General features: G+C 63.4%; 25 protein-coding genes and 1 pseudogene. 9 read left to right on the top strand and 17 right to left on the bottom strand.

The features are described 5' to 3' along the window. Positions 1–129: 129 nt before the first annotated feature. Both ACFTE1_RS19460 and ACFTE1_RS19455 read left to right on the top strand, forming a co-directional pair. A pseudogene (locus ACFTE1_RS19460) lies at positions 130–657 on the top strand (WD40 domain-containing protein); the annotation flags it as partial. A gap of 36 nt (positions 658–693) precedes the next feature. Further along, positions 694–1,485, top strand: a complete 792-nt coding sequence (locus tag ACFTE1_RS19455; RefSeq protein WP_380619828.1) for a WD40 repeat domain-containing protein — start codon at positions 694–696, stop codon at positions 1,483–1,485. Positions 1,486–1,532: 47 nt separating this feature from the next. On the opposite strand, the gene ACFTE1_RS19450 is transcribed toward ACFTE1_RS19455, so the two are convergent. After that, positions 1,533–3,221: a Terminase gene (locus tag ACFTE1_RS19450; protein ID WP_380619665.1), complete on the bottom strand. Its 1,689-nt coding sequence runs from the start codon at positions 3,219–3,221 to the stop codon at positions 1,533–1,535. After that, positions 3,211–3,660, bottom strand: coding sequence for a phage terminase small subunit (locus tag ACFTE1_RS19445; RefSeq protein WP_380619663.1), 450 nt, complete (start codon positions 3,658–3,660; stop codon positions 3,211–3,213). The genes ACFTE1_RS19450 and ACFTE1_RS19445 overlap by 11 nt, the downstream gene beginning before the upstream one ends. A gap of 130 nt (positions 3,661–3,790) precedes the next feature. Between ACFTE1_RS19445 and ACFTE1_RS19440 the strand changes: the two genes are divergently transcribed. Beyond that, positions 3,791–4,252, top strand: coding sequence for a hypothetical protein (locus ACFTE1_RS19440; protein WP_380619661.1), 462 nt, complete (start codon positions 3,791–3,793; stop codon positions 4,250–4,252). A gap of 149 nt (positions 4,253–4,401) precedes the next feature. On the opposite strand, the gene ACFTE1_RS19435 is transcribed toward ACFTE1_RS19440, so the two are convergent. From ACFTE1_RS19435 to ACFTE1_RS19415, 5 genes are all read right to left on the bottom strand, one after another. Then, complete coding sequence (locus ACFTE1_RS19435; protein WP_380619659.1) at positions 4,402–4,905, bottom strand: hypothetical protein; 504 nt, start codon at positions 4,903–4,905, stop codon at positions 4,402–4,404. A 223-nt stretch (positions 4,906–5,128) separates the two neighbouring features. Then, positions 5,129–6,091 (bottom strand): DNA cytosine methyltransferase, encoded by a 963-nt coding sequence (locus ACFTE1_RS19430; RefSeq protein WP_380619657.1) that lies wholly within the window; start codon positions 6,089–6,091, stop codon positions 5,129–5,131. 51 nt (positions 6,092–6,142) lie between these two features. Next, complete coding sequence (locus ACFTE1_RS19425) at positions 6,143–6,382, bottom strand: hypothetical protein (protein ID WP_380619655.1); 240 nt, start codon at positions 6,380–6,382, stop codon at positions 6,143–6,145. A gap of 230 nt (positions 6,383–6,612) precedes the next feature. Beyond that, entirely contained in the window at positions 6,613–7,473 is an 861-nt protein-coding gene (locus ACFTE1_RS19420; protein WP_380619653.1) for a hypothetical protein, read from the bottom strand. A 79-nt stretch (positions 7,474–7,552) separates the two neighbouring features. Beyond that, positions 7,553–7,753: a hypothetical protein gene (locus ACFTE1_RS19415; RefSeq protein ID WP_380762826.1), complete on the bottom strand. Its 201-nt coding sequence runs from the start codon at positions 7,751–7,753 to the stop codon at positions 7,553–7,555. Between the two features lie 211 nt (positions 7,754–7,964). On the opposite strand from ACFTE1_RS19415, the gene ACFTE1_RS19410 reads away from it, so the two are divergent. The 3 genes from ACFTE1_RS19410 (at position 7,965) to ACFTE1_RS19400 (ending at position 9,414) form a co-directional block, all read left to right on the top strand. Next, the gene (locus tag ACFTE1_RS19410; RefSeq protein ID WP_380619649.1) at positions 7,965–8,384 is read left to right on the top strand and encodes a hypothetical protein; all 420 of its coding nucleotides are present in this window, start codon (positions 7,965–7,967) and stop codon (positions 8,382–8,384) included. 72 nt (positions 8,385–8,456) lie between these two features. Next, positions 8,457–8,885 (top strand): helix-turn-helix transcriptional regulator, encoded by a 429-nt coding sequence (locus tag ACFTE1_RS19405; protein WP_380619647.1) that lies wholly within the window; start codon positions 8,457–8,459, stop codon positions 8,883–8,885. Between the two features lie 130 nt (positions 8,886–9,015). Further along, positions 9,016–9,414, top strand: a complete 399-nt coding sequence (locus ACFTE1_RS19400) for a hypothetical protein (protein WP_380619645.1) — start codon at positions 9,016–9,018, stop codon at positions 9,412–9,414. A gap of 311 nt (positions 9,415–9,725) precedes the next feature. Here ACFTE1_RS19400 and ACFTE1_RS19395 read toward each other — a convergent pair whose 3' ends face one another. The 10 genes from ACFTE1_RS19395 to ACFTE1_RS19350 all read right to left on the bottom strand — a co-directional run bounded on the left by ACFTE1_RS19395 (position 9,726) and on the right by ACFTE1_RS19350 (position 14,603). Then, positions 9,726–10,274 carry a hypothetical protein gene (locus ACFTE1_RS19395; protein ID WP_380619643.1) on the bottom strand — a complete coding sequence of 183 codons (549 nt, stop codon included), beginning with the start codon at positions 10,272–10,274 and terminating at the stop codon, positions 9,726–9,728. Then, complete coding sequence (locus tag ACFTE1_RS19390) at positions 10,252–10,995, bottom strand: hypothetical protein (RefSeq protein WP_380619641.1); 744 nt, start codon at positions 10,993–10,995, stop codon at positions 10,252–10,254. Before ACFTE1_RS19390 ends, ACFTE1_RS19395 begins: the two co-directional genes overlap by 23 nt. Then, complete coding sequence (locus ACFTE1_RS19385) at positions 10,992–11,747, bottom strand: ATP-binding protein (protein WP_380619639.1); 756 nt, start codon at positions 11,745–11,747, stop codon at positions 10,992–10,994. The genes ACFTE1_RS19390 and ACFTE1_RS19385 overlap by 4 nt, the downstream gene beginning before the upstream one ends. Before the next feature lie 11 nt (positions 11,748–11,758). After that, the gene (locus ACFTE1_RS19380; RefSeq protein WP_380619637.1) at positions 11,759–12,868 is read right to left on the bottom strand and encodes a hypothetical protein; all 1,110 of its coding nucleotides are present in this window, start codon (positions 12,866–12,868) and stop codon (positions 11,759–11,761) included. An 8-nt stretch (positions 12,869–12,876) separates the two neighbouring features. After that, positions 12,877–13,191, bottom strand: coding sequence for a hypothetical protein (locus ACFTE1_RS19375; RefSeq protein WP_380619635.1), 315 nt, complete (start codon positions 13,189–13,191; stop codon positions 12,877–12,879). Further along, the gene (locus ACFTE1_RS19370) at positions 13,188–13,430 is read right to left on the bottom strand and encodes a hypothetical protein (RefSeq protein ID WP_380619633.1); all 243 of its coding nucleotides are present in this window, start codon (positions 13,428–13,430) and stop codon (positions 13,188–13,190) included. The genes ACFTE1_RS19375 and ACFTE1_RS19370 overlap by 4 nt, the downstream gene beginning before the upstream one ends. 56 nt (positions 13,431–13,486) lie before the next feature. Next, entirely contained in the window at positions 13,487–13,810 is a 324-nt protein-coding gene (locus tag ACFTE1_RS19365; RefSeq protein ID WP_380619631.1) for a hypothetical protein, read from the bottom strand. Then, the gene (locus tag ACFTE1_RS19360; protein WP_380619629.1) at positions 13,807–14,007 is read right to left on the bottom strand and encodes a hypothetical protein; all 201 of its coding nucleotides are present in this window, start codon (positions 14,005–14,007) and stop codon (positions 13,807–13,809) included. The genes ACFTE1_RS19365 and ACFTE1_RS19360 overlap by 4 nt, the downstream gene beginning before the upstream one ends. Further along, complete coding sequence (locus ACFTE1_RS19355) at positions 14,000–14,263, bottom strand: hypothetical protein (RefSeq protein ID WP_380619627.1); 264 nt, start codon at positions 14,261–14,263, stop codon at positions 14,000–14,002. Before ACFTE1_RS19355 ends, ACFTE1_RS19360 begins: the two co-directional genes overlap by 8 nt. A 79-nt stretch (positions 14,264–14,342) precedes the next feature. Continuing rightward, positions 14,343–14,603 (bottom strand): helix-turn-helix domain-containing protein, encoded by a 261-nt coding sequence (locus ACFTE1_RS19350; RefSeq protein WP_380619625.1) that lies wholly within the window; start codon positions 14,601–14,603, stop codon positions 14,343–14,345. 133 nt (positions 14,604–14,736) lie between these two features. Here ACFTE1_RS19350 and ACFTE1_RS19345 point away from each other — a divergent pair, with 133 nt between their 5' ends. The 3 genes from ACFTE1_RS19345 (at position 14,737) to ACFTE1_RS19335 (ending at position 17,105) form a co-directional block, all read left to right on the top strand. Beyond that, positions 14,737–15,315 (top strand): helix-turn-helix domain-containing protein, encoded by a 579-nt coding sequence (locus ACFTE1_RS19345; protein ID WP_380619623.1) that lies wholly within the window; start codon positions 14,737–14,739, stop codon positions 15,313–15,315. Positions 15,316–15,474: 159 nt separating this feature from the next. Next, positions 15,475–16,002: a hypothetical protein gene (locus ACFTE1_RS19340; protein ID WP_380619621.1), complete on the top strand. Its 528-nt coding sequence runs from the start codon at positions 15,475–15,477 to the stop codon at positions 16,000–16,002. Between the two features lie 2 nt (positions 16,003–16,004). Then, positions 16,005–17,105 carry a tyrosine-type recombinase/integrase gene (locus tag ACFTE1_RS19335; RefSeq protein WP_380619619.1) on the top strand — a complete coding sequence of 367 codons (1,101 nt, stop codon included), beginning with the start codon at positions 16,005–16,007 and terminating at the stop codon, positions 17,103–17,105. Positions 17,106–17,208: the final 103 nt, after the last annotated feature.

The following is a 17,208-nucleotide window of genomic DNA, read 5'->3' as shown; positions in this document are numbered from 1 at the left end:
TGACAACAGCGGGTCACTTGAGAGAAGGTCATTGGGCGGGAGGGTAAAGACTGGACTTAGACCGCTTTTGTAGAATGAATCTCACACTTCGATTGGTTCAATCGCGTTCGGCACTGAGGAGCCAGTTTCATGCCCGAGCCCCCTCATCCTTCTCGGAAAACCCTCATTGGGGGTATCGCACTCCTTGTGTCGACGGTGACGCTAGGGATCGCTGTCAATCTGCTCAGTGACCAGCTTGATCCCGTCTTGTCCCGATACCCACGCTGGTACTTGGGCGCGATTCCAGCGTTGCTGGTAATCGGCTCTATCGCTCTGTACACCTACGAACGACGACAAGGTGATGCCGAACCGAAGAAGGCAGCCCGCCAGGAGGAGCGACCACGACAGCCTAGATGGGCTGATATTCCATTGCGACAGGCAAGTCGACGAGTCCTACTAATGGGCCTGGGTTTCGGAATCGGAACATGGGCCATTCCGAAATCATGGACGTACCTCCGAGCCAAATACGACGACGCATTTGGTCCAGAAGAGCCACCACCTGTGATCTCGGGAGACGAACCAGTAAGTTCCCTGGAGTTCAGCCCTGACGGTAAAACACTTGCCATCGGCTACGAGTCGGGCGCGATTCGCCTTCATGATATGAAATCAGGGGACACCAGACAAACCTTGCACTCGCCAGGCATCGTGCATTCCATGGCATTCCACCCCGAGGGTTCACTTCTAGTAACTGCTCATGGGTCATCTTTGGGAAAGGGAGCTGTGGTCTGGAATCTGTCAGACTACAGTGAGATTGCCGTCGTAGCGGACAACAAAGTCGGGCCAGTATCGTTTACTCATGACGGCTCGCAGCTCTTGACTGGAGGAGAGCGGGCGCATTTGTGGAATACGACAACATGGGAGGAGGATGCGGAACTGTGGGAGGACACCACCGGAATCTACGAATTCTTGGCCTATTCGGTTGCCGCAAGTCCAGTTGCACCTAGTGTTGTTATCAGTGGTGGTGCGAATCTAGACGACGGCTTTTACTTCTGGGATCTCAACCATACACCCGACTACTCTGCGGGAACAGATGATCTGTCTCAATTGCAATTTAGTCCAGATGGAACTGTTCTATATGGAATAGGAACATATGGATCCTTGGAAAGGACAGTCTGGCACGGTACACTCGCCAGTTCACTAGGAAACGCCAGTATGGTGCGTGATCCTGGTGCTAAGCCCTACTCCTTCTACGCTGTCGACGTTGAAGGCGTGATTCAGTTCAGTATTAGCCACGATGGAAATCTCTTGGCGACTTCTGGTGATGATGGCATTCAGTTGTGGACTGTTGAAAATTCCAAAACGAGTACACATACGACCATCTTGAGGAAAATTTCGGGCGATGCAGCCGACTTGATAGTGTTCAGCAAATCCGAACCACTACTAGCAGGAGTTGGAGGTATAGAGGGGCGAACTTCGCAAAATGATGTCTGGGTTATAAATGTATAGTTCGAAAGTAGATATGAACTGCTCCGGTGTCCCTTGTTTCTTATGGTCTAGTTCCAGCCGACGACGCGGCCGGCGCGGCGGTGTCCGCCTCCGGCGAGGTGGCGCTTCCAGGCCGGGGAGTTGACCAGGACACGGCGGACCATACAAGCGCCGATCATGCAGACAGCGAGGTCGACCTTGCGCGGAGACTCGCGGCCTTCCTTGCCGATGCCGACGCCCCACTTGTTGGGGCGGCGGCGGGCGTTGAGGACGTGGCGGGTGAGGCGGGAGTCGCCGTCGTGGGTCAGGTCGCCCTCAAGGATGTCGGTCAGGGCGCGCTCGGTGGCCTGGACGAAGTCGCGGCCGTGGCCGCGCATGTCCCAGGCGATCGGGTGCGGGTAGCGGCCGGTGGAGGCGTCGATGACGAGCCGGTCGCCGAACTCCTGGGCCCACTCGTCGATATAGGACTCGAAGTGGGCGACGTCGGCGTGGAAGGCGACCACGTTGCGCTCCTCGAAGACCTTGCGGACGACCCGGTCGACGTCCCTCTTATCAACGCGCCAGTCCTCCCCGGCGCGGCCTTCGGGTTTCTCCCAGGCCGCCAAGGTCATGACGTGGCCGGTCTCGACGTCGCAGCCGACCAGGCCGGTCGCGTCGTCCGAGAGGCTGCCGTCGAAGAAAAGGACCATGGCCGCGTCGTCGGCGACGATGAGGTCTGTCCGTGCGCAGGCGTCCCAGTCCGGTTTGGTCACCCAGGCGTCGCGGGCGGCCGTCGGCTGGTTGAAGAAGTACCGGCGCGCGTCCTCGATGTCCTTGGTGGTGTCCCAGAACTCCGTTTCGATGATGCTGTCTAGGTCCAGGACGTCGGCGAACGGACCGTAAACCTCGCGCAGAGCGGCGCGCATCTGCTCGCGGTCGGTCATGTCGACCTCGGCCGGCGCTTCCCGGTGGTCCCACAGGTGCCGCGCCGAGCGGGCCTTGCCTTCGGCGATGAGCTTGGCTCGCTCGTGCATCGCCTCGGCCACGGAGGCCTCGCCGGTCTGGTACATAGTTGTCGTCTGGAGAATCCACGGCTGCGCCTGCTTGCGCTTGCTGAGGTTGCGGTCGACGGTGCGGTACATGGCCTTGAGTTCGGCCTTGGTGTAGAGGTGCGTCTCGTCGGCGACGACGAAGGACTCTTTACCGCCGTCCTTGGACGAGGAGGAGGCCGTTGAGGGGCGGATCTCGCCACCATCGGGGAGGATGACGCGCCCGAGTCCGGCCGCTCCGGATGGGAGGGCCTCGGAGAGCGGGCCCTGGCTGAGGTTGAAATAGACGTTGTCGTACGTGTTCGACGTCTGACCTTCTTCGGTTGCCAAACAACGGATCAGGGGGTAGGTGATGGGCTTCCCCATGGGTTCGCCGGGGGCGTAGGTGTAGCTCCAGCCGTTCCACGAAACCGTCTCGCCGCCTTCGGCGTACCCGGCGAACCGACTCGGGCCGAGGGCCTCGAAGAGGGTGATAAACGCGGCCAGCTCCGACTTCGCGCGTCCTTTAGCGCGGGAGAGGATCGCGGTGTCATAGAGACGACGGCCGTCGGCGGGCCGGAGGGCGTAGGCGTCGACGATGAACCCGCCGAACTCGCCGTCGAGCTCCAGCGCGTCGCCCTGGACGTCGCCGGGGCCGTGGACGCACCAATACTCGATCCAGTCCCACGCCAGATGGCCGAGGGAGCGGTCGCGGTCGTGGTCGGGAGCGTAGATGAGTTCACGAGGCATCGTTCATGCGCCGGCGGCGCCGCTCGGCGATATCCACAACCCCTGTGGACAACTCCTTGCCGCTCCCTTGGTTCGGGCGCTCGATCTTCATGCGAGCGCGCAGCCGGTCGACGTGGGTCGCGCCGAGCAGGGACTCATTGATCCGGATCTCCGACATGAGCCCGGTGAGCTTGCCGGGCGTATCGGCGTTCGGGAGCTCCTCGACGAGGAGGGCGATCATGTGGAGGCGCTGCCAGTCCGTGGCGATGAACGCGGCGGCCTGCGGGGAGGACCGCCATGTCTCATACCAGTCAAGGGTATGCGGAGACCACGGGGACGAATCGGGGAGCGGCGGGCTCTCGGAGGTGGTGCCGTCGTGGAGCTGTGTGCCGAACTCGGCGAGTTCGTCACGGTTGCGGCGACGGCGTGTTTTTCCTGGTGGAGGTCCATTACCTGCCACGCCATACTCTCCTTTTTAGGGATTGGCGGCTAGACTTCCGTCTTAACCGAGTTTCCGGTAAATTGTGGAGTGGGTGGCTCATTACGACACTCCGAACAGGGACATCATTTCCAGCACCCGAGGGGCTCAGTTGAAACTTCAAGACATCAACCGAATTCTGGAATCCGGAGACTCTTCCCGATGGGAATATATCCAGGGCTATCCGGCTTATCACGTCAACCTGGATATGTTGGTGGATGTGCAAATTGGAGGTGGGGAGGGAAGTCTAGAGCCCGAAAAATTTGGCCATCATTCGTGCGCTGTATACACAGAAGATGTTTCGCTCACGATGGCGTGGGGCATGGAGCCTGTCGGTGATAAGAATCCACATGACCCTGACAGCGGATGGTCCGGTATCTTTCCAGGCGAAACCATCAGATCGTTTCAAGTAGACATCTTCTTTAATGGAGCCCTCGTGAGTCGCCGCTTTGGCGCAAGCATAGGCAGTCGAGGATACGTTCCGTATCCTAAATCAAATGCGATGGGATCTCTGCTTGATCCTTCCGCGCCAATCACATGGTCGGTATCGCCACGAGAGGTTGCTCTTTTTTGAGTGGTAGATTTCCTGGAATCTGGAATAGAAGGTAGGACTGATCAACTTCTGAGTCAGTCTCAAATCTTTACCGGAATGGACGACTAAGCATCCCGTCTAAGGTCTTAACGAGTGTGGAATTTCCCCAGACCCGTACAGATTTCGAGGTGCTATGCCCTACCGTGAGGCTCCTGGCCGGAGATGGGGGTCATCCCCCACCCCTGGGCCGAACCCGCCTGTGAGCGCCGGTGTCCGCTGCGCTTGGTCGCGGTCGAGCTGGTCTCGTTGTCGCCCACAAGTCCTGGATGGCGCTCGCGTGGACGATTGCGCGGCGGTAGCTTCGCCCTCGCGGCCGCGCCTTGCCTCCCTGTGCGCCTGCGGTGGTGGTGGGTACACAGGGCGCGGAGGTTCTCCGGTCGGTGGTCGTCGGCCGGGCCGATGTGGTCGACGTCGGAGGCGACCGCGCTGCATCGTTCGGGATGGTCGGCGTCAGTCGGGTATTCCTCGGGTGAGTAGAGGCCGGCGGGGGCGTTCTTTACGGTGGTCCGGGGCCACAGGCCGTCCTCGTGTCCGCGGTTCCAGGTGCAGCGGTGGGCGTCCCGGGCGAGGATGTCGGGGCGGATCTGCGAGCGCCAGCCGGAGGGGAGGGGGCTTGTCCGCCATGGTGCAGCCATGTCTTCCCCGCTTTCGGGTGATTCCCTTCGCGGGACCGGTGGCATATGGTCAAGGTTCCAATGCAGGAAAGGAGCCGCCATATGTTGTGGCGCAAGATAGTTGGAGGCGTGTTCGTCGGCATAATCGCGCTCGCCGCATTTGCCGCGGTCATTGGCATGGCGCGATGACGAGGGTGACAGTCCAGACGACGGAGCTCCCGCAGTACTCCGGCTATCTCAGGGGCTAAGCGTCACTGCCGATCCATGCCTCGTCGTCGCAGAGCTCAGCGAGCGCGAGGTGTGCTTGCTGCGGTACGACGCCGTTGCCGAGGAGCGCGATCTGGGCGGTGCGGGAGAGGTCGGGGACGGCGGTGACGTGGCCGCGGGGCAGGCCCATCATCCACTCGATCATGTCGAGGGAGAGACGGTCGCGCTCGCCGTCGTGGTCGACGGGGTAGGGCGCGGGCCGTCCGATGACCTTCTCCCACCGCTCAAGAGCAGATCGGAATCGTCCAGGCCAGCGGCCAGGCCCAATACCGTGACGCTCAAGGGCGTCGAGGGCACTTTCTTCCCCTCCGCCTGGTAGCGGCGCTTGCGCTCCAGCCACGGGGTTAGGTACTGGTCGCACGTGAAATTCACGGTAGGAGTCGGCAGGAGTGGCGGCGATGAAGACGCGCGCTCGCCGGTGGGGCGCTCCGGCCTCGGATGCTTCCAGACAGAGCCAGCGCGCATGGTACCCGAGCTCGGCCAGGTCGGCGAGGACTGCCTCGATCGCGGTCGGGGGTCGGTCCGTCGCCATGTCTGGGTGGATGTCTCCCAGCGCGCGAAGGTGGGCTGATGCATTGAGTAGTCCTTTGACGTTTTCGATGACGACCAGGCGGGGGCGCAGTTTCTTGATGGCTTTGGCGTAGTAAGTCCACAGGGCCGAGCGGGTGCCGTCGTCGAAGCCGCGGCGCTTGCCGGCGGTGGAGAGGTCCTGGCAGGGGAAGCCGCCGGCGAGGATGTCGACGGGGGGCACTTTGCGCCATTTGATCTGGGTGATGTCGCCGAGGTTGGGGATGTCGGGCCAGTGGTGGTGGAGGACGGTGGCGGCGTTGGAGTTGATCTCGGAGTGCCACAAGGGCTGTACGTCGCCGAAGGCGGCGCGTATGCCGAGGTCGAGTCCTCCGTAGCCGCTGAAGAGTGAACCGAGGGTAAGGGGGGACATGGTTCCTTCAGGAATGGTTGGGCCTCAAAGGGGGGATGAGGCCAGAGGGGGTTATTGGGGGCACCAGGCCTTGCGGCGGGATCGGTGGCTGCGCCGGGTGTCGCGTTCGGCGGCGAGGAGGTCGTCCCACAAGTACAGGCGAGCGCCGTCGGAGTCATAGCCGACGAGCTCGACCTTTCGAGTCTTGCCCGTGTGCGGGTCTTTCCATCCTCGTGTGTGCCAAGTGATGACCGTGCTTGGTGCGACGAGGAACTGGCCGGCGGCCTGCCGGGCGGTGATGCCGATGGTCATGAGAATCCACTCCAGACATGGGAAAAGCCCCGGTGAATGGCCCCGGGGCTGGAAGTCTGCTGTGGGTAGTGTGATACTCCGTATCTTAAAACTAGGCCGTTCGCACAAATTCGGCAAGGCCCGGGGCAAAGAAAACCTTGAGAGACGATCCTCACAGGAAAGGGGGTTCGCCCTCCCCAGAAATACGAGGACGAACCCCCTATTAGCCTATCGCGCTCGCCGCTCTTCGCTCAGGCGCTTTTCTGGTCGGTGGCGTATCGGAGGTAGGCCATGATCAGATGCGCGGCCTGCGGCGCTTTGAGGTGGGCGGCGATATCGTCGGCCCAGCTCTCGGCGCCGGCGGTGTCGCCGCCTGCGAGCGCGTCCTCGGCGTATTGGACGGCGTGAATGATGAGCGGGTATTGCCCGACGGTCATCGTCCGTATGCCGGGGAGGAACATGGAGAGGACGCCGACCTCCTTTGTTGACAGCTTTCCCTCCTCGGCGAGCTTGGCGAAGGCGTCGTTGAATCCCATGGCGGCGGCCATCTTTTCGAGATCCTCGCCGGTGGGGAGGGGCAGTCTCCGGCCGGTCTTGCCGGTCGTGGCCTTGGGGCGCTTGGCGCCGGGGCGTCCGGGTTTGCGTTCCCAGGTGGGTTTCCAGCGGATGACTTCGTTCAGGGCCCAGTAGCGGCCGTTGTCGCTGACGCCGACGGGGTCGGGGAAGCCGAACAGGTTGACGATCTCCGAGGCGCGCGGGCGGGAGACGTCGAGGAGGCGGGCGATTCCGGCGAGGCCGACGAGATTTATCGGCCCGAACTCGACAAGCTCGCCGTCGTGCTCGGCGCGGTCGAGCGCACGGACGGCCGTGGCGGTGCCTTCCCCGTCGAGCTGGTCGCGCCAGACCCGCTCGGTTGCCTTAAGCGCCTCGGCTATGGCCTCGGCGAGCGCGGCAGCGGTGATGCTGCACTGCATGACCGACTCCGCCGGTCCTGTGCGGACCTGGGCGAGGCCGGGAAGCGTGCTCATGGCCTCGTCGGCCGTCTCGTCGTCAATGTGGCCGGTCAGGCCGGGGTAGGTGACCTGAATCCACCATTCGCGTTGCTGGTTCACGCTGTTCTCCTTCGTCGTTGTCCTGGGGGAGGTGGGGCGGGAGGGCCCGGAGGCCGAAGCCGGCCTCCGGGCGGATGGTTCAGGAGCTTTCTGGGAACTCCAGACCCATCCCTCGCAGTGCGTTGACCAGGTACATCCATTCGCGCGGAGTGCGCGGGGTGCGTTTCGTGATGAGTGTCTGGAAGTCCTTGACCCATACCCACGCCCCGCGTTCCGTCTGGCGGACGGCGAACCCTTGTCGGACTGCTGCGGTGATCAGTTGATCCATGCGATCGGCCACTTTTCACCTCCCCTCTTCAGTTGTCCCTCAAGCATAACTAAAACCCATAACGATGTAAAGGGTTCAAGGATGGATTCACTCTATCGTATGAACTGTGGATTTCCAGTTCAAAGGTGCTTGTATTATCTAGTTCAAGCTGTTAAACTATATACATCTGGGACGGGAAACCGCTCCGGAGTGTTTCAAACAATCAAGTGAATAGGGGGAGACAATGACTGTCTCGCACGAACCGGATCGGGTGGAGATCAACCTCCATCTGGCCATCGCCTACGGGGCGATCCTCGCTTACCTCAAGTGGTGGATCCCCGGAGAGAGGTGGCCGGAGCCCATCGAAGTCAACTCCGGGAACATCGAGCATCTGGCCCGCCGGATGCGCGCCGTTCCGACCGACCTCGAAGGGCTGACGAGGAATCTCGATTCCAGGCCGCAGGCCAAATCGGTCATCGAGGTGTCGCGCTGCTGGTGCGACCTGATCGTCACCGCCGGACTCTGGGCGACTTACAAGGGACACAGGGACCTCCACAAGCGGGAGGCCGCCCTCGCGTTCCTCATAGGAGCCACAGAGGCACTCGGAGAGGCCGTCGAGTCGCATAAGCGAGTCGAGTCGATCCTCTCCTACAGGAGACAGTAAATGAACGGGCCCAGGGAATACGCCTCCCTGGGCCCCTCCCTCCCTTGATTCCGCCACTGCCAGGATGAGGACATGACGACCTACGTGACCTATCAGGACATCGCCGACCGCTGGGGCAAGTCCCGCTCGACGGTGGTCAACAACTGGGCGACCCGCCACGGCTGGCCCGGCGAGGCCAAGACCGAAGGCCGGACGAAGTACTTCGACCTCGCCGAGATCGCCGCCTTCGTCGATGCCGAATTCAGCGCCGGCGCCGGCGACCTGTCCGGCCCCGCCGACGAGCTGGTGACCCTCCGCGAGATCGCCGAACGCGTCGGCCTCCAGGTCTCCACCCTGACCGCCTACGAGTCGCGCGGCGAACTGCCCGAGGCGGTCGGCCGACGGCGCATGGATGTCCAAGGGCCGAAAAGGAAGGTCAACCGCCTCGTCGCGCTCTACCGCCTCGGCGAGATCCGCGACGTATTGGCCGCCAAGACTCCCCGGCCCTCCCGTCGCAAGTAGCCCGAAAGAGTGAAAGGCCAGTTCAGGGCCCCAAAGCACTTGATTATCTATTCAATGCTGTTAGAATAGATATTACTGGGGCGGGGAACCGACCCGGAACGTTTCAAATCAAGTGAATAGGGGGGCCGATATGGCCGAGTTCAACCCAGTGGATTCGCTGGCAGCCGCATCTGCGGGCCTCAAAGCGATGGTGGAGAGCCTACCGGTGACGGTGGACTACAGTGCGATCGCCAAGAGGGTCAGCAACATCGACGGGAACCTCGTCAACGAGATGGACAAGCTCCGCCTCATGATCGAGGACCAGCCGATGACGGAAATGGCGCAAGTGGCCGCCATCGATCTCACCTACGCCTATCAGACGTTGGTGACCATCTGCGAGCACTACCTGGACCTCCAGGCAGAGCGAGCCGAGGGAGGCGACGACAAGTCGATTCCGGGGATGATGATCTCCTGCGTCCAGTCGGCGCGATGGCTGCACCTCTCCATTACGGGGTGCTTGGAGGCCATCGGAGAGGAACTTCGGTCATAGAAGTCCATAGATAAAAGAGGGCTCCGGGGAATACGCCTCCCCGGAGCCCTCTCTGTTTCAAACCTCGTGAATAGAGGTAAGTTCGATTCTACCCGCCGCATCTCGGCCGCCCAGGCGCTCACGAAACGGTCGAAGTCCTCCGTGCTCATCTCCCGGCTCAGCCGCGCTCGCGGAGCCCCGACCCGGCCGGAGGCCCAGATCTCCTGGCAGCTCTCCGAGCAGAAGTCAACACTGGCCGCACTGGGGCCGAGCTCGCGCTCGCATACAGGACACGTCATGCGCCCCATTGTAGGCCCCCGCATCGGCCCCGCCTATTCCTCGCGGGAGTGGTCCGGCGCGAGGCCGGAGGCATTGACAAGCAGTTCCAGCGCGACGGCCCTGGCACAGGTGACCTCCTGGCCGGCGACGGCCACGGTAGCGGTCCCGGTTCTCTCGTCGACGCCGTGGACGGCCAACTCGACAGGCCAGCCCCGCACCGCGCGGGCGGAGGCGCAATCGTGGTGCGCAGCCAACGCCAGGACACGCGCCAGTGATTCGGCCTCGACCTTGGCCAATGGCTCACCTGGGCGGCAAGAATGATACAGCGCCGCCGCGCCGGAACCGTCGGTGTGAGAGGCGATGGTCCACTTCGACGCGTCGGACACGCTCCTCCCGCACCCGCACATCGCCACCCGAGCCGGACTTCGCGCCGTCCCATGGGAACCGCGATGCGCCCGGACGTCCTCGGCGAGGAGCTGGAGTCGGCCGATGTGCGCCACCATGGCGCGCGGATCGCCTCCGGTCGCGGCGATGGCCTGTTGCGCGAGTTCGAGGGAGGCGAGGATGTCCTCGGCGTCGTCACTGGTCACGATCAGCGTCATATCGGTCTCCTTCGGGGCCTTGGAATTTGGGTCTCATGTAGGCGGCGAGCAGCTTGATCCACCGGTGGTAGTCCTCCCACGAGCCGGTGAGCCCGCATCGGCTACACGCGACGTCGTCGCCGCCGGACAGGTGGTAAAGCGCGGTCTGGTCGCAGCCAGGACAGGGGACGCCGGGGAGCATCCGGGAGCGGCGCGGCAGGTCGCCATTGAGCGCTCGCAGGTGCCCGACAGCGGCGCGCAGCTCCGCGCCCTGGTCGGCGAGAGCGTCGGCGTGGTGGCGGCAGGCCCATTCGAGGCGGTCGGACAGCCATGCGCACATCGCAGTCACTCCCAGGAGCGGGCCGTCTTCGCGGCGGCCGTCGGCCAGGACGCGGGCGGATTGCCAGTCATCGACAATCGCGGCGAGCAGTTGCGCGGCCGGGAGCCGCCCCTCCTGGTCGCCCGCGTCGCCGACGAGGGGCGCGAGGTGGGTTGCGGTGGCCGGGACAAGCTGGTCGAGCACAGCCAGGCGCGCGCCGACCGAGACGCGCCATGTCCCGCCGACGCGCTCCGTCTCCCCGCGTATGGGAGTCGCGTCCAACCGCTTCCACTGCGCGGGCAGTGCCGCGAGGTGGGAGGCGAGGCGGCCGCGGCAGTGCTCACAGACGCGCTCGCGCACCCACAGGTTCGCCTCCTCGTGACCGTAGGCGGGGCAAATGGGGCAGGCGCGGTAGTCGCTCATGCCGCCCGCCTCTGCTCGGCCGCGGCCTGGCGGCGCCGGTCGGGGCCGGTGAGGTGGACGCGCCGGCACATCTCGGCCAGGCGCGAGACGACCCGGTCGCCGAGGCGCTCGCGCAGCTCGACGGGGGTCCCGTTGCTGGTGACGATGACCGGCAGCTCGGCGGCATAGCGGCCGTCGATGACGCGAAAGACGACGTCCTCGGTCCACTCGCTGGTCTTTCCCGCTCCGAGGTCGTCGACCAGGACCAGGGGAACGGTGAGATAAGAGTTCATCGCCTTCTCGGGGTCGCGCTTGTCGCCAGGGCGGAGGGAGTCGAACATCGCCCCAGCACTCACCGCCGCCCACTTCACTGGACGCGCCCCGGTCACCGCCGCCCGCAGCGCCCCGAATGCCTGGTGTGTCTTACCAACGCCGACCGAGCCGAGGATGAGCAGGCCCGGAGGGTCCTCGCGCGCTTCCCACTCGCCGACCCATGCGGCAATCTCCGGCTCGCTCGGCTGCGCGGTGCGAAACCGCGGTGGAAACCGCGCGTCGCACTCCCCGGCCTGCACCGCCGCGTGCCATCGCGCAATCGCTTCAAGGTCGCCCTCCACACGCGCGTCGGTCAGACAGTCCGAGCAGCCGATACGCGGCTTGTCCGGATGGAAGCGGCACCGGTCGGGGTCCTCGGTGCGCCGCGGCCGCCGACGCTCGCCGCGGATGTGGCGGATGAACGGGTTGTCGGCCGGAATGCTCGACAGGTTGTCGCCCATGTGAATCACTCCTAAAAGGGCTCGTCGTACGCCGAGGGGTCAACAGGGTCGCGATACGGCTGGTGGGGCGTCCGCCCCGGTGCCGCGCCCTGGTTCTCCATCTGGAGGCGCAGCTTGTCGTACTGCTCGCGGAACTTCGGGATCGAGGCGATGTTGGAACTCCAGAAATGGTGGTTCTGACTCCAGGCCAACACCTTCAACGCCTCATCGAAAGGCCGCTTGTCCAGATCGAACAAACGCCGCGCCTCGCGCTTCCACCCCTCTGTGATCGCCGGCAACTTGCACTTGAGCGCCTTGCGATGTTCGACCAGTGCCTCGCAGATCCGCACCACGTCCTCCCGAGGAGGCTCCGGAGGACGCGCTCGCGGCCCTTTCGAGCGAGGCTCGTCGGACTCGTCGTCGGTGTTGCTCGTCGGAGGCGAGGAACGAAGAGAATTTCTTACTTGAGTTCCACTTACAGGAGGGTTTCCCCCTCCCCTAGCCCCCACCCCCGAGCCCTCGGCGAACCCTTCGGCGAAGGGTTCCCGGAAGGGTTCGCCGAACCCTTTCCCGACCCTCTCCTCCGAGGGTTCCGGCATGGGTTCACCGGAGGTTTCCTCCGAAGCTTCGCCAATGGGTAGTTCGTCCACCTCCAGCTCCTCCGGTTCATCCTTCGGGGAGGGCTCGGGGAGCTCGGCGATCATCTCAGCGAGTACCCCTTTGGCGCTGTCGGCCATCTCATCGGCGTGATGGGCGCGCAGCCGCTCCAGCTCGATCCGGAGGACCTCTTTCAATGCGTCGGAGGCAACCTCGCCCAGAGCGCGGCGGGCGGCCCGGAGGATGTTCGGTTGCTTGTGGACGCCGTCGTTGCGGACGAACGAACGGACGAGGAGCTCCTCTTCGTCATCGTCGATGGCCACGAACCCGAACCGCTCCAACGTGGTCAGAGTGCGGGTGAGCTCGACGCTCTCGACGCGCAGCTTGCGCGCCCACCGGCGCACCCGCAGGGCCAGCACGCCGCATTGCGACACGTCGGCCTGCGAGATCAGGAACAGATAGACCCGCTGGCCTTCGGCGGTGAGTAGGACGAAGTCGCGGTCGTCCCAGATTGATGTCTTGACGCGTGCTTCCGTGCGTGCCACCGGACCACCTAGGACCGCTCGTCGCAGTCGAGGCGTTCGGGGTCGGTGATCTGGAGAACGATGATGTGCGAGACGACCGCTTGCGCCCACGCGCCGCCCGCCCATGTGGGCTGGCCGGCGTCGCGCTCCTTCGCGCGCCGCTCGGCTTTGAAACGGTCCTCGATCTCGGCGAGCTGCGCCTCCATCGCGGCCGCCACGGCCCGCGCGACGTCCCGTTGCGCCCGCAGTTCTCCGGCGAGCGCGACGAGGTGGCCGATGGTCTGGGCGTACCCGGCGCACGTGCAGCCATGGCAGGTCGTTCCGGTGGTGTGGGTGTCGGTCATTGCTGAATGCCTCCGTTGTCAATGTGCTGGATGGCGGTATCAAGATCGGGATGCTCACCGAGGACGACGAGGACATGAGCGAACGCCCGCGCGGCGGCCAAGAACTGGCCGTCGAAGTAGATACGCGTGTGCGTCGGCTCGTTGCGGGCCTCGTGCTGGGCGGCGCGGGCGGCGTCGCAATCGACTGCCAGAGCCTCGCGCAGCGCCGCAAGGGCGCCGGCGGCGGTGGGGTGGTTCATCGAGCCTCCTCGGCAAGGAAGAGGGGCGGAGCTCGCGCTCCGCCCCGGTGGTGGTGTCAGGTGTTCGAGCCGGACTCGGCCGTACCGGCCCCGTCAGGCGCAATAGCGCCGAAGGCGTCGTCGAGGACGGCGGCCGCCTCGACTTGACGGTCCGACAGATCGGCGTCGATCCGCGAACGAAGCGCTTCGAGCACGTTCTCCAACTCCGCCAGGTTCACGCCGGCGTGGCGAAGAGCTGCGCTCGCGGTGAGCCGGTCAGGGTCGTCGGCCTTTGCCAGGTGCCGCCCGACCTGGCCGATCAAGGCGGACATCTGGGCCACCGCCGCGGCATACGGTGAGGCCTGCACGGTCGGGAGTTCCTGGGTGTCGTCGTGGTTCATCGCAGCCCCTCCGTCGCCGCACGGTCCGCGCCGCACAAGCGGGACGTGCCCTCGGTGCGGTGGGAGGTCGGGACGTGTCCGGCGCGGAAGCAGGCGGAGAACACCTCCAAGTGGTGGGCCTCGCAGACGTACCACTGCGATTCGAGCGTCTCCACCCGCCAGGCGGCTGGCTCGATGCAGTCGAAGACGTCATTCACCCCGACCACCACCGATCCGGAACGCGGCTTCGAATTCGGCCTCGCGCATCGCCGCGACCGTTTCGCGGACCTCCGTAAGGTGGTCGATGGCCGACTCGATGTCTGCGAGCGCCTTCTCCGAGGTATAAGCCCAAGGACTGAGGAGCCGACGACGGTCGCCACACTCGCTCATGTTCTTCAACCCCTTCTCCAGGTGCGTCGCATCGAGCCGCGCCAATCGCGCGGTCTCGCGGAGGTTGGTAAGGTTGCTTTTCATCAGGACAGCTCTCCTTTTCAACGGTTGTCCTGCCTGCTGCTTCCGGTCGGCTGTAACGGCCGGAAGCAGCTTTCGACGGCTATTTCTCTCCGGTCAGTTGCTTCTCTCTTCGCAGCTTGGCGAGCTGCATTCCGTATTCCGGCGGGGCTTCTTCGCCGTTGGCGGCGATCGCCTCGAGGTGGTCCACCGAGAACCGCACATGCTTTCCGACCCTGGTGAACGGGATCGCCCTGGCGGAGACCTTCTGCGTGACCCACGACTCGGGAACCTGGAGCCAAGCCGCTGCTTGCTCCTTGGTGCGGAGACCGGTCTGGGGCCTCTCATCTTCTCGATCATTCATGGACATGATCCTACAAAATGATCGTAATGATCGCAAGTCAGCCGTTCGGATGATTGCTTGGCCTGGGAAGATCGGGGTAAGATCGCAGTTATGGCACTGATGGGTCTATCATCGTGAAGGTTGAGGACGATAAATGATCGTTCGGATGGGGAAGGTTTTGAATGGAGGGGAGATGTTGACGAGTGTTGTGGAGGGGCTTGCGCCATCCGACTATGATTGGGGTGTGTCTGGTGTCGAGTACCGCGAGAAATTCGCGCAGTGGGTGGATGGCGTTGTCGTCGCGCTCCAGAACGAGCACCATCTGTCGATCGCTGAGATCGCTTCCCAGGCTGGAATCTCCTATCCGCAACTGAACAGGTGGCGGCGTGGAAACTTCGACAAGGCCCCGCACCAGCACAAGCTCAGGCAGTTTTGCCGGGGGCTAGGTCTTGACCCGTCTGAGCCGTTCGCGATCTTGGGGTTCGCGGCGCCGACGGGCAACCCTGATGGAGAAGAACCAGCAGGCGAAATGAACCCGTTCGACGGGACTTCGCTCGACGAGATCCGAGCTACGATCCGCCGCCTTCAGTACATCCTCCAGGACCCGCACCTGGTTGGCGGTGAGCGCAAGTCGATGGTCGACCTCCTAAACCACGCTGTCGCGCAGTATGAAGCACTCCTCCGCAAAGATGATCGATTCGTAAACGATGTCTCGAGGGTGAAGTCGGCCTAGTCGCCACGGACTGAGTTGACGTCAGTTCTCCTTTCTCCCAGTTGATCTGGGTTCCTATGAGCCACTTTAGATTCTGGTGTGTCAACTACTTGACAGAGAGTGGTTGTGCTCGCCATCATGTAATGATCGTTCATCTTTTACCCCTGAGGAGCCCCGGAGATGCATTCAGATATCAAGTCCATCCGCGAGATCGAAAGCCGAAATCACCAGCGCCCTGGGCTGCTCCAGGCGGCGACGGTAGCGACCCTCCTGGTCATCGGCATTACAGTTACCGTCGTCGTTCTCAATCCTCCGGCGACACCGAAAGCCTCCATGTGGTGGGCCGTGGGCATCAACTGCGAGGTCGTCGCGCTCGTCCATCTGCTGCTGTGGCGGGGAATCAGCTACCTCCACAGGCAGTACGCCGTCGCCGCCGATTACCAGCTCGGCCGGCGCTTCAGCTCGATGCGGCACCAGTCGGACTTCACCGCTGTCAGCCGAGTTGAGCAGTCGCTCGCTGAACTAAAACAGCACAACGCCACGCAGGACCTGGAGCGCCGCCAGCTCGAAAAGACACTCGACGAGATTTCGGGCGAGATCCAGCACCTTCGTGAAGGTCTCGCGCTGGGACGCTTCAAGGAGCTCGAAAGCTCGACCGAGGAAGGAGATCGGCCGATACCGATGTTTCCGAAACAACCGAAGGAGTGAGGATGTGGGTTGAGCCCCATAGGAACAAGTTCAGGATCAGAGACCTTGTCGACGGGCGGAAAGTCCCTGTCGAGTCGGGTTTCGCCAACAAGACCGCTGCCAAGAATCGAATGAAGGAGCTCGAAGGCGACAAGATCAAGCACGGCTCCCTGAAGCCCAACGCCGGCAAGACCAATTTCGGTCAGTGGGCGGAGGAATGGTGGAAGTCACACTCGAAGACGTTGGGGTCGAAGGTATCAGTCAGAACTGAGGGCGGCCGCGTCAAGCGCCATGTGATCGGCCGCCTCGGACACCTGACCTTCGGGCAGATCGACAGGGCCGCAATTCGCCAGTGGCTCAGCGACCTGGCCGAGCCGGAATCTGCGGACTACGACCCGCTAGGACCGAAGTCGATCCTCAATGTCCACGGCTACCTCTTTCTCGCGTTGGAGACAGCCGTGAAGGAGAACATGATCAGGGTCAACCCTGCCACCGGCAGCAAACTGCCGAAGTGGAACCGCCGGGAGCCCACGTATCTGGACGAACGGCAGCTCGCAGAAGTCCTCGGCAAGCTGCCGGTGGCTTGGAGGCCGCTCTTCCTGTTCGTCGCTGGGACCGGCTGCAGGATCGGAGAAGCCCTGGGGATGAAATGGGAGTGCCTGGACCTTGACGAGGGAACAGCCAGATTCGAGTCGCAGGTCCAGATCATCGAGGGGAAGTCTCAGGACGTTCCGCTTAAGACCAAGGCATCTAGGAGGACGATCAGCCTGCCGTCATCCCTGGTCAAGGTTCTGAAATTGCTGCCTCATGCCGCCGACGGCTATGTTTTCCGAGGCTCGCAGCTCAGTCGGCCGGCGAGGTACACAACGGCGCTGGACGTCTGGTCGCGGTCGCTCCGGAAGACCGCGTACGCGGCTCTCAGGATTCATGACCTTCGGCACTCCCATGCCGCTCAACTGATCAAGGCGAAGCGGCCTCTCACGGTGATCCAGCGGCGCCTGGGACATTCTTCGATCAAGGTCACCTCCGATACCTACGGCGGCCTGCTCCCAGAAGTCGAGAGCGACACCGCGGCGGCGGCCGAGTTGGCGCTGTCGCACGTCGCCCTCGCCGACCTCATCTAGGGGATCTGGTGGGGGAAAAGTGGGGGAACTCAACCTGAATGAACCGCTCGTAACCTACACAAGTACAAATTAACCCGCGACTATACTCCCTGTTCAGAAGCAA

The sequence above is a fragment of the Salininema proteolyticum genome (assembly GCF_042685645.1).
GTDB classification, from domain to species: Bacteria; Actinomycetota; Actinomycetes; order Mycobacteriales; family Micromonosporaceae; genus Salininema; species Salininema proteolyticum.
The sequence above is the reverse complement of the archived record's forward strand: the minus strand, read 5'-3'. Positions and strand labels throughout refer to the sequence as shown.

Excerpts from the sequence above, each read along its gene's own strand:
- ACFTE1_RS19405 (WP_380619647.1), top strand. The coding sequence starts at position 8,457 with ATGACGACCTACGTGACCTATCAGGACATCGCCGACCGCTGGGGCAAG.
- ACFTE1_RS19430 (WP_380619657.1), bottom strand. The coding sequence starts at position 6,091 with ATGTCCCCCCTTACCCTCGGTTCACTCTTCAGCGGCTACGGAGGACTC.
- ACFTE1_RS19455 (WP_380619828.1), top strand. The coding sequence starts at position 694 with ATGGCATTCCACCCCGAGGGTTCACTTCTAGTAACTGCTCATGGGTCA.
- ACFTE1_RS19355 (WP_380619627.1), bottom strand. The coding sequence starts at position 14,263 with ATGAAAAGCAACCTTACCAACCTCCGCGAGACCGCGCGATTGGCGCGG.
- ACFTE1_RS19345 (WP_380619623.1), top strand. The coding sequence starts at position 14,737 with ATGATCGTTCGGATGGGGAAGGTTTTGAATGGAGGGGAGATGTTGACG.
- ACFTE1_RS19375 (WP_380619635.1), bottom strand. The coding sequence starts at position 13,191 with ATGACCGACACCCACACCACCGGAACGACCTGCCATGGCTGCACGTGC.
- ACFTE1_RS19385 (WP_380619639.1), bottom strand. The coding sequence starts at position 11,747 with ATGGGCGACAACCTGTCGAGCATTCCGGCCGACAACCCGTTCATCCGC.
- ACFTE1_RS19390 (WP_380619641.1), bottom strand. The coding sequence starts at position 10,995 with ATGAGCGACTACCGCGCCTGCCCCATTTGCCCCGCCTACGGTCACGAG.
- ACFTE1_RS19365 (WP_380619631.1), bottom strand. The coding sequence starts at position 13,810 with ATGAACCACGACGACACCCAGGAACTCCCGACCGTGCAGGCCTCACCG.
- ACFTE1_RS19400 (WP_380619645.1), top strand. The coding sequence starts at position 9,016 with ATGGCCGAGTTCAACCCAGTGGATTCGCTGGCAGCCGCATCTGCGGGC.
- ACFTE1_RS19370 (WP_380619633.1), bottom strand. The coding sequence starts at position 13,430 with ATGAACCACCCCACCGCCGCCGGCGCCCTTGCGGCGCTGCGCGAGGCT.
- ACFTE1_RS19340 (WP_380619621.1), top strand. The coding sequence starts at position 15,475 with ATGCATTCAGATATCAAGTCCATCCGCGAGATCGAAAGCCGAAATCAC.
- ACFTE1_RS19450 (WP_380619665.1), bottom strand. The coding sequence starts at position 3,221 with ATGCCTCGTGAACTCATCTACGCTCCCGACCACGACCGCGACCGCTCC.
- ACFTE1_RS19410 (WP_380619649.1), top strand. The coding sequence starts at position 7,965 with ATGACTGTCTCGCACGAACCGGATCGGGTGGAGATCAACCTCCATCTG.
- ACFTE1_RS19435 (WP_380619659.1), bottom strand. The coding sequence starts at position 4,905 with ATGGCTGCACCATGGCGGACAAGCCCCCTCCCCTCCGGCTGGCGCTCG.
- ACFTE1_RS19335 (WP_380619619.1), top strand. The coding sequence starts at position 16,005 with ATGTGGGTTGAGCCCCATAGGAACAAGTTCAGGATCAGAGACCTTGTC.
- ACFTE1_RS19395 (WP_380619643.1), bottom strand. The coding sequence starts at position 10,274 with ATGACGCTGATCGTGACCAGTGACGACGCCGAGGACATCCTCGCCTCC.
- ACFTE1_RS19350 (WP_380619625.1), bottom strand. The coding sequence starts at position 14,603 with ATGAATGATCGAGAAGATGAGAGGCCCCAGACCGGTCTCCGCACCAAG.
- ACFTE1_RS19425 (WP_380619655.1), bottom strand. The coding sequence starts at position 6,382 with ATGACCATCGGCATCACCGCCCGGCAGGCCGCCGGCCAGTTCCTCGTC.